The 10,117-nt window shown below is 67.7% G+C and carries 7 protein-coding genes; 3 read left to right on the top strand and 4 right to left on the bottom strand.

What is annotated here, in order from left to right:
* Positions 1-542: 542 nt before the first annotated feature.
* From B1964_RS29010 to B1964_RS29000, 3 genes are read right to left on the bottom strand one after another with little or no spacing between them, the layout of a single operon-like run.
* Positions 543-1,820 carry a hypothetical protein gene (locus B1964_RS29010; protein WP_079932258.1) on the bottom strand — a complete coding sequence of 426 codons (1,278 nt, stop codon included), beginning with the start codon at positions 1,818-1,820 and terminating at the stop codon, positions 543-545.
* Positions 1,820-3,217 (bottom strand): condensation domain-containing protein, encoded by a 1,398-nt coding sequence (locus B1964_RS29005; protein ID WP_079932257.1) that lies wholly within the window; start codon positions 3,215-3,217, stop codon positions 1,820-1,822. The genes B1964_RS29010 and B1964_RS29005 overlap by 1 nt, the downstream gene beginning before the upstream one ends.
* Positions 3,214-4,680, bottom strand: coding sequence for a condensation domain-containing protein (locus B1964_RS29000; RefSeq protein ID WP_079932256.1), 1,467 nt, complete (start codon positions 4,678-4,680; stop codon positions 3,214-3,216). The genes B1964_RS29005 and B1964_RS29000 overlap by 4 nt, the downstream gene beginning before the upstream one ends.
* A gap of 636 nt (positions 4,681-5,316) precedes the next feature.
* Here B1964_RS29000 and B1964_RS28995 point away from each other — a divergent pair.
* The 3 genes from B1964_RS28995 (at position 5,317) to B1964_RS28985 (ending at position 9,067) form a co-directional block, all read left to right on the top strand.
* Complete coding sequence (locus B1964_RS28995) at positions 5,317-6,288, top strand: glycosyltransferase family 2 protein (protein ID WP_079932255.1); 972 nt, start codon at positions 5,317-5,319, stop codon at positions 6,286-6,288.
* A gap of 74 nt (positions 6,289-6,362) precedes the next feature.
* Positions 6,363-7,670, top strand: a complete 1,308-nt coding sequence (locus tag B1964_RS28990; RefSeq protein WP_253194265.1) for a hypothetical protein — start codon at positions 6,363-6,365, stop codon at positions 7,668-7,670.
* A 23-nt stretch (positions 7,671-7,693) separates the two neighbouring features.
* Entirely contained in the window at positions 7,694-9,067 is a 1,374-nt protein-coding gene (locus tag B1964_RS28985) for a glycosyltransferase (RefSeq protein ID WP_079932259.1), read from the top strand.
* Positions 9,068-9,084: 17 nt separating this feature from the next.
* Here B1964_RS28985 and B1964_RS28980 read toward each other — a convergent pair.
* A partial coding sequence (locus B1964_RS28980) for a hypothetical protein (protein WP_139765954.1) occupies positions 9,085-10,117 on the bottom strand: 1,033 nt, incomplete at its 5' end.

Raw genomic sequence — 10,117 nt, 5'->3', positions numbered from 1 at the left:
ACCATGCGACTCGACGACACCGCAGCCTGACCCGAAGCGCCTCCACTACAGCCTGATTCCCTGCACCCGGCCCGGCCGGGACCGCATCTGTTGTTTGAGAACTCCATAGAGATAATCCCCACCCGATGGTCGAGATGTCGTGGCCGTCCGTGGCCCGGAAGCCCTTCGGCACAGGGGGTCTCGAGGCTCGTCGCTGGCGCTCCTCGGCACCTCGACCACCGGGCGGGAAGGGCCCGTCCATCGGGTAGGGCGGCCACCGGGTGGGAAGGGCGTCAGCATTTGATCGTCAGGTGGGGGAAGACGCGAGCATTCTTCGATGGCGAGTCGTCTTCCCCCGGATGGTCGAGGTGCGAGCCGCGTGCGGCGAGCCTCGAGACTGCCTGCACCGGAGCTGGATTCGAATCACCGTGGACCGGAAGCCCTTCGGCACAGAAGGTCTCGTCGCTGGCGCTCCTCGACACCTCGACCAACCTCAACCATCGGGGTGGGCGCCATCTGATGGAAAGGGCGCGGAAGTGTGCTCCTGGTTGGAGATGTCTCGATCAGGGTGCGGGCAGGGCGACCGGTCGCGGCTCCCGCAGTCGGCCGTGAAGAGCGGTCAGCAGACCGGCGATGACGTGGTCGGCGACCGGGCGAGCCGGGTGGCGCACGCGCAATTCGAGACCGCTGTCGGAACGGGTGAACCAGAACTGTGCCGTGTCGGTCGACGTCACTGCCGAGATGTGTTGTGCGCCGGGAAGCGCAGGCCCGAACTTGCGATAGTCCAGGTACGACACCATGAAGATGTCCTCGGTGGGCAGATGCGGACGACACTGCGTCAGCACGTGATCGAGAGGTAGGCCGGCCAACTCCGAGGCGTGACGTAACCACGTGGTGGCACTGTTCGGGTCGCCGGCATTCACGACGACCGGGGCGTTGGACACCAGCCACCCGGCCGTGGAATGCCACCCGGATGTCCGAGGTCCCCGGGTGTGTATCGGTATCAGCGTCGCCAGGCGCTCCGGACCACCCACGTCGGCGACCGCGGCGGCCAGTGCCGACAGGATCGTCGCAAACGACGAATCCGGCAGCAAATCAGTGCATTCGGAGTCATCGAGCAACGGAACGACGACAGTTCGTTGTGGTGCGCGGCCGGCACCGAGGCGCAGAGGAAACGCCGGAACGGCACCCTCGGTGAGAGCGAAGAAGTCGTGCCACACCTGCATGAGCCGCGTTGAGTCCGCGTCGTCGCAGCGGTTCGGTGACGACGCTGCGGCAGCGTCGGTCAGACAGCGATCGGCATAGCTGAGTGTCGGACGCCGCGGCGTCGTCGGGTCGATGTAGTACTCGCACAAGCGGCGGAGGACCAGGTCGATGGTGATCGCGTCGGCGTGCGCATGGTCGAACGCGCAGATCACCGTGTCGTCGAGGATTCCGAAGAAGACGCCGGGAACATCGCCGGCACGGCAACGCTGCGTGAGCAAGGACTCCACGAAACCGTGCCACACCCGCCCGACCACCCTGGGGCGGACCTGCAACTGCGTTGCGTCGAAAACGTCTTGCGTCGGGACCACCGACACGGTGAAAGACGCTCGGAGGGCATCATGTTCGCCGAGTAGGCGGGCCACCGCACCCGCGACCCTCGACGGATCGGGATGCGCGTCGGGGAGGGTGACCGTCCCGGCCAGCCATGCCCCGCGACCACTGCGCTGCGCCCGCAGATGATTGCCCTGATTGAAGCCGACGGGAAGCCCGCGGCGAGCGGGCGCGCCGACCCAGGTCACCGACAACTCGGTGAGGGTGCCGGTCAACTCGACCTGATCGATGGCGGTGACCCGCATCAGCCGACCTCCACGGTATCGGCCGCCACGGCGGCGGCGAGAATGTCTCGGAGCGTGCGAAACCAGCGGCTCACCGAGTCGGCGGCCACCGGGTTGTCGGGGCGCTGGGTGGTGATCCGGAGCCCGTCGTCATCGCGGGTGACCCACAACGACGCATTGCCGGTCCGGCCCTCGCCGGTGAAGACGAGGAGATCGGAGGTGGCCGGCGGTGCCGGAAACCACCGGAGATCCAGATAGGTCACCATCTGCGGGCTCGCCACGACGGCAGGGTCGATGGCACCTTCGGCGAGGAGAACACCCAACGCGGCATGGACCGGATCGTCGGCGGCCGTACGAGATCGGGCAAGTGCAGCGGCCGCGTTGTCGAGAACGTCCGCAAGCGTGTCGCCGGTCACCTCGAAGCCGAGCGGTGCGAAATTGCAGAACCATCCCTGGGAGCCGGCGTACTCGTCGGCCCGCCTGGTGCTGACAACGGTTGCGGTTGCATACCATTCGGCGCCGGTCACTGCGCGCTGCGCGAGTCCGAGTGCCGCGTAGATCACCGCTGTCATCGAGGTGTGGTGCGCGGTCGCCAGCGCGGCGAGCCGGGCCGTCGTCTCACCGTCGGCGAGGTCATCGCCGTGGATGTACACGGGTTGCGGAATCACACCCCCGGCGTCGGAGTCGAGGCCCAGAGGTAGTGGGAAGGCGGGGATGGTTCCGCCCGACCGTCCAAGAACCCGCCGCCATTCGGTCACACCCGGTGATAGCGGCGAGATCTGTGCTGCGCGAGCCGCTTCGGCGGCGACGTGGTCGAGAAAGCTGTCATGGGCATCGGTGACCAGCGGATTGTCGAGCGAACCACGGTAACGGGCGAGGATTTCGGCGATACCGAGAATCTGCGACGCACCATCACCGTAGGCGTGATCGATGCCGTAGTACAGATCGAACGATCCCGGACGCGCCACCGCACCGAACGCGCAGCCCGGCCACGAATCGAACGCAGCCGCGTACGGAAGATGGTGTGCCAGAAACTGATGCGGATCGATCTCGCCGAGTACTGACGCCGTGAACTCCACGTCCGCGACGTCGACGACGTACCGCGTGACCGCTGAATCGTCGAGACGGAACGATGATCGTAGACCCTCGTGGGCACGGACGAACTCCGTCAGCGCCGTGGTCATCCGTTCGGTGTCGAGATCGTCGTGCACGGTGACGACGCTGCAGGTGAAACCGCGGTGCTCGCGACCGGCCTCGCGGTGCCGGAGCGTCGCGGAGATGTGGTCCTGCTGAAGGAAAGACGGCCCCACCGGATGTGGCGGGGCGGCGGCCGCTGCAGCGAGCGACCTCTCCGTCGGCGCCCAGCACACGACGTGACCGGCGGCGGGTGTCCACTCCCGAGCCGCGCCCAGTCTCATCGCCGCTCCGCTGAGCGCGTCGTCGACACGGTGCGCTCCGTCGGCGCGCCGGCGTCCAGCGCCAGTTCTCCGCGATCGGCGACCTCGAGCAGAACCGCCCGGAACTCGGCGAGCAAAGCGTGGATCGATGTCGTGGCGATCTCGTTGTTGGGGAAGCGAAGGGAGATGTTGATCCCTTCATGTGTGCGATTGATCCAGAGGTAGACCTCGTCGAGGTTGTGAATCCGGCTGCGTAGCGCTCGATCCCGATCACCCCAGGAGTCGGCACCGGGCACATGTCGGCCGTCGACGTAGGAGACCGCGAAGCGTGGCGCCTCGGTGATGCCGAGCAGTGACGCGATACGCGGATGCGGCGCGTGTGCGAGAGCTGCATGCCTGCGCACTCCGTTACTCACCGAAGTCAGCGCAGCACTGAAGGTTTCGGCCCCTTCGAGTGACAAATCGACTGGGACCAGACCGACGTACCAGCCGGCCGCGGCCAACGACTGCGGGTCGGTGCGCGTATGCATCGGCATCACGAACCGGAACGACGAGTCGCCGGTGAGCCGTTGAATCGCGACCGCGAGTGCGGTGAACGCACCGCCGGACATCGACGCACCGTGATTCTTACAGGCCGCGGCGAAGCCGTTGGTCTCCTGCGCGGTCAGAAGCCACCGGGAAATGCTCGACTGCCATCCCGCGCCGTCGGCCACCGCCCCGGTGGGTTGCGTCGGCAACGGCAGGCGGGGCATCTGCAGCCGGCCATCGTCAGTGGTGAGGAAGCATCGCCACGCCTGCACGGCAGGGTGATCGGCGGTCATGGTTTCCGCGGCTTGGAATTCGCGCGCGCAGTGGTCGACGTACGAACCGCACGACGGCAGCGCCGGTGCCCGACCCTCGACGAGCGCCCGATGGATTTCACGGAACTCCGCGATGAGCAGCAGCTGGGTGTAGGCGTCCATCACCGAGTGATCGGCGGCGACGATGACGGTGACTCCTTTCGCCGCCTCGATCGGGCTGTCGGGCTCGATGGTGACAGCCACGACGTGCGGCCACCGCACGGCGCTCACCTCACGGGCGAAGAAGCGCTCGAGATGCCGGTCGACACCGACACCGGGCGGCGGGGCCTGCTGTACCCGCGCGGAGATCGTCACCGATTCGGCCACCGCAACCACCCGGGCGTGGGTGTCGCCGCGCCGGGTGACGGTGGTTCGGAACGCGTCGTGCCGAACGATCCATGCGCGCAGCACCGCGGCGAACACCGAGTGGTCGAAGTCGCCGGGTAACCGGAATGCGGTGCCGATCCACGATCCCAGACCGAGGTCGCCGGAGTCCGGCGCCGACTCCGAATTATAGAGATGCGCAGTGTGATTGGGCGACAGCGGTCGATCGTCGGATTGCCAGCGGTCGGGTTCGACCGTCGGGATCCACTCGGTGATCCGGCCCGCAGGGACCGGATAGTCGGCGAGCTCTGTGTACTCCATGACATCCCCCGGGGTGACTAGACGGACGGACGGAAACGGCGTGCGCGCGGTCCCCGTTCCGTGCGTCAACGCCGTTGGGGAGAAAGGCTTCACATCTTCTGCAGCGGTGAACACGCGTCGACAGCACCCGTCATCGGGCCGTCGTTGGCATGTGCCGACCGCCATCCCCAACCGCTGACGGTGACACAGGTATGACAGTAGGGCCGCCGCCGCGGGGTGACCAGTGGGGAGAGTGAGACATAGGTGACGTTTCGCCGGGCTTGCCGAATCCGTGGTTAGTGATGCAAAATAGCCGGCTTTCTCGTGATTCCTCACGACGTACGGAATCCGGTGTGTCGTTGCTCCCCGATGTTGACGCGACGGTCAACCGTGGTCGTTCTCATGCGAATTCGCCGATGTGACCCAGAACCCTCTGTATCGCCAGGCTTCTGTATTGCCACGCTTCCGAACCTGACCTAAGCTCCGCTGGGAAGGACATCACGGGGGTCATGTTCGACGACGGTGGCGATGCTTGTGCTCGCCGATCAACGCTTTCCGGTGTGTTCTCCCGACGTTCATGCGATCCGGCACCGATGCCGGTGGTTCTGCCTCGCCGGCCGGCCATGACGCCGATCGGCTACAACACAAGGGATTACGGTGATCTCAGAGACGACCACCCGCGCGGTTCACGACGGCGCGCACGCCGACCATGCCCTGCCGACGCCGCGCGGTGACGGGCGGATTCTCTTGTCGGTGGTGATCCCGGTGTTCAACGAGGCGGACACCATCGGGACGTGTCTGGACCTGCTCATCGAGCAGATCGACGACATCGCCGAAATCGTTGTGGTCGACAATAATTCGACGGACGCCACGCGTGGGATCGTCGAGGAGCGAATGCTGCGGAGCCGTCGGATCCGGATTGTCGAGGAATCCACACAAGGTCTTGTGCACGCACGAAATGCCGGCATGGACAGCGCGACCGGTGACGTCATCGCCCGCATCGACGCCGACACCCGGATTCCGTCGGGGTGGGCTCAGACCATCGTGGAGTTCTTCGAAGCGGATTCGCAGGGCCACTGGTCGGCGCTGTGCGGCCGGGGCGCCGCCTACGGGTTGCCGTTCGAGGGTTCGATGAGCCGGATCGCCCGGCTGCTCGGGCCCGCGGTACGGCGCCTGCGTCGCGACCGGACGACCGTGCCGGAATCATCCGAACCCCGGGAGATACCCGTCCTCTACGGATCGAACATGGTGGTCCGGCGCGAGGTGTGGCAGGTGATCCGTACCCGCGTGAGCATGCGCCGCGACATCTTCGAAGACGTCGACATGGGTCTGTGTGTGCAGGACATCAATGGGCGCAACGCATTTCTGGCATCGCTGACGGTGGGCGTGTCACCGCGGCGGATGGAAACCGGTGTGTCGGCCTTCGCCGAGTACATGAGTTTCCTGCCGCGGACGCTGCTCCTGCATCGCCGCTACGGGCTGGCTGCCGGTGCGGCGTTCGGCTATCTGCCGCCGGTCATCGTCGTCCATGCCGCGCGTCTGGTTCTGATCCGTGCCTATGACGCCGACGCCGGCACGTTCTCGGCACGCAACCTCCTGCGCACGACGACCGAGCGCGGCCTGCCATGACGGCGCCGGCCGCGACAACTCCCATTGCGACGGCGCCCACCATGTCGGGTCCTGCGGTGACACCGGTTCCGCGGGTGAGCGGGCCGGACGAGGCGTTCCTGCTCGCCGAGGAGAAACTCGGCTATGGCACATCCATCCAATACTGCTGGGTCCTCGACGATGACCCCGGAATCGGTGCCGTCGAACGGTTCGCCGAGCAGCTGAGTCATGGACTGCTCCATCGCAGTGTGGGGCCTCGCCGGGTGCCGGGAGCGCAACGTCGGTGGTTGCGGTCACCGTCTGCGCCACAGGTGATTTCCGGCGCCCGTATCGATGATGCGGCCATCGGGGCATGGGCCGACGAGGTCCTGCGGGCCGCCGATCTCCGGCCGTCTCGCGGACCGGCGTGGCGCCTGCACACCACCACCACGACACGGGATCGCCGCGTCGTGGTGCTCCTCGCCTCGCACCTCGTCGCCGACGGCGAGGCGATCATGCGCGCGATCATCTCGGCCGCCGACGGTGCGGCCGTCGACTTGCCGGACACGCACAGCGCCCTGGGGGCTCGGGCATTTCGTGCCGATCTACGCGACAGCGCGCGCCAGGTTCGGGCAGCGGGACGCTCGGCCCGCGCGGCGGTGCGTTCGGCGCGGCAGAAACGTCGGTCGTCGGCCCCCGCGCCGACGGCCGGAAACATCTCGGCTGCACCGACTTACGATCCCTACCGCGCGAGCCTGGTCACCGTCGACATCGATCGTGACCGATGGCATAGGTGCGCGAAGGCTCACGGCGGGACCGGCAACACCTTGTACACCGCGGTCACCTGCGGCGTGGTGCACAGGTCGGGAGTCCCTGTCGGAGAACAGCTCCGCGTGAGCGTCGCGGTGAGCAAGCGTGGCGGGCCCGAGGACCAGCGCGCGAATGCCTCGGGCGGGGTGTGGCTCCGGATCGACCCTCGGCACCGTTGGCCCGGCGACCTGGGATACCTTCGGGCACTGAGTCGAGAAGCGTTCGCCGCCTATGCGACGTCGGGTACCGACGTTCCCGACGACCTGCAGGCGCTGGTCCGGGTGATGCCACGCCGTGTTCTGGGTGCCGCGCTGCGCAGTGTTCCGGCACCTGACGTCAGTGTGTCCAACCTCGGGGTGCTCGACGAGAAGGTCCGCGCGATCGGCGGTGTGCCGGCATCGTCGTTCCTGCTGCGGATGCTCGTGCGCGACCGCGCGGGCCGTGATCTGGTGGTACCGGGCCCGGGTCTGTCGACGTGGATCGTCGAGTACGGCGACCGCATCACCATGACGGTCGCCGGTTTCGTGCCCGAATACCACGGCGACAGTGCACAACTCGCGGCAGTGGTCGGCGACGAGTTGTCCGCCTGGGGTCTCCCGCACAGGTTCTGGTGACATCAGCGGTGATCCACACAACGATGCGTACCGGCGCGCCCGACGCCGCACACCTGGTCTTTCTGCTCTACGGCAGCCGAGGCGACGTCCAGCCGGGCCTGTGTCTCGCTCTGGAATCGGCACGCCGCGGACACCGTGTCACCGTGGCGGTTCCGCCCAATCTGGTGCCGTTGGCCACCGCGGCCGGGGTCGGGGAGGTGGTGCCGATCGGCGCCGACACCGATCGGCAATGGACCTCGGACGAGGCACTCGACGCCCAACGATCGGCACATCCGTTGCGTAAGGCGAAGTTCGCGATCGACACCGCACGCGCGGGCATCGCGGCGTTCGACGACGCGATGATGACGACATTTCTGGGCGACGATCCCACGATCACCGGCGTCGACGCCCTCATCGCCGCACCGCTGTGTCAGGCCCGAGGGCTGGCCGTGGCCGAGCGACTCGGTGTGCCGCTGACGGTGCTGCGGTATGCACCGATGTCGGAGAACGCCCTGATCGGGCCGGTTCCCGGGGTCACCGACGGGTGGACTTCGCAGTGGACGCGCCGGGCGTGGCGAATTCACGATGGCGCGGTGTGGTCGGTGATGAGGCACGGCGAGAACCGCTTTCGACAACGAGCAGGACTACGCCCCGTTCGCACGTCGTGTGCGCAGCGCCTGAATCTCGCGCAGATCCCCCAGATCCAGGCCTACGATCCGGGCATCGTGCCCGGCCTCGCCGAGCAATGGCGGGCGGGACCGTCGATCAAACCGGTGGTCGGGTTCCTCGATCTGCCCTCCCATGCGCGTGCGACGCTCGACGAAACCTCCGGAGCCGATGCCGATCTGGTGCGGTGGCTCGACGCCGGGGAGCCGCCGTTGTTCGTGGGCTTCGGGTCGATGCCGATCGCCAATCCGGCGGCGACGCGCGCGATGATCGCCACGGCCGCCCGGCGCCACGGCATGAGATGCGTATTCGCCTTCGGTGGTCGGTCGGGGGCGCAGGGTGTTTCCTCGGATTCCGGAGTGTCATCCGACGCCGACGAATCGTCCGATAGCTACGACGTGGCCGCGGTGAATCATTCATGGCTGCTGCCGCGGTGTTCTGCAGTGGTGCATCACGGGGGCGCCGGAACCACCGCAGCCGGTCTGCGTGCCGGCATCCCGGCGATCGTGTACTCGTTCACCGCCGAACAGCCGTTCTGGGCCGGCCGGATCGCCGACCTCGGGCTGGGCACCGGGCGGCGCTTCACCCGGCTCACCATCGAGACGATGTTCGACGACCTGACGGTTGCGCGCAGCGAGTCCGTCCGCACCGCCGCAGCCACATTCGCGGCGACGATGATCAGTTCGGATCGTGCGGTGCGCACCGCCGCCGACATCGTCGACGCGCGCCTGCTGCAGGGAGTTGCCGGATAACCGCGGTCTGCGGGCGGTCAGGCACCCCAGAGGGTGGCAGGCAACCGCCACCGCTCGAGTTCCTCGGCGACGAGACCGCTCAGTGTCGGCTCGTCGGGTACCCGTACGGGATCGAGAGCGGTCAGACACAGGGTGACCACACCGGCACTGCGCGACGACCAACCACTGATACCACCGTCCATGCGGCGCAACGCTTCCGTGGTGGCGCCCAGCGTCATCGACCGCATGGCGACGGGTCCGGGTCGGCCGAAGCCGAGGCCGGCGAAGGCGCCGCCCAGTGTTCCGAGGTTCGACGCGAGGCACAGCGGCGCCCGGGCATCGGTGGCCAGACGCCGAACTATGGTGTCGCCGAGCGGTTGCGCGATCCGCCCGAGGAGTTCGAGCGCCCCCGGCTCGTCGGAGACCGCGGCGAACGCGGCCTTGCTCGCCGCACGTAGCGGGCGCAGATCGCGGCGTCGTGCGGCGCTCAACCGATAGAGTGCGGTGGCGCCGGTGGTGGCGTTCGCCCGACGATCACCGGGCGTTCGCGTCGAGACCGGTAGCCCGATCGGGATCTCGTCGCCGTCGGCAACCCGGCCGGTGGCTTCGAGGACGCCGATCACCAGCGCGGTGAACAGCGTGTTGGCGCTCCCGCCGACAGCGGTTGCAGCAGAGTCGAACTCGGACTCGTCGACGGTGACCACCACCGAAGGGCTCGGCGACGGAACACCCGGCTGTCCGATCGCGGGCACCGGCTCGACCGGCGGTGCCGGCGGACGGGTGAGGGTCGCGGGCCGCGACATCAAAAGCCTTCGGGCGGCGTCGGCGGCACACAGCAGGGTCCGGGCGCCCTCCCGAACCGTGTCACCGACGCCGGCCCGGGCGTCGGTCACGTCGAAGGTCTCACCGGCCACGGCCTCCTCGACGCCGGTGATCACCGCACCGCCGTCGGCGATGACGTGTGAATTCACCCACGACACCGCGGTTTCGCCGGTGTCGTCGACGTACACGGCGGTCAGCCGCCATGCCGGGCCCACCACGGCATCCACACCGACCTCGGCCTTCCCCCCG

The sequence above is a fragment of the Gordonia sp. i37 genome, assembly GCF_002043085.1.
GTDB classification, from domain to species: Bacteria; Actinomycetota; Actinomycetes; order Mycobacteriales; family Mycobacteriaceae; genus Gordonia; species Gordonia polyisoprenivorans.
Note: the sequence above shows the minus strand (reverse complement) of the source record. Positions and strands in the feature narration are given on the sequence as shown.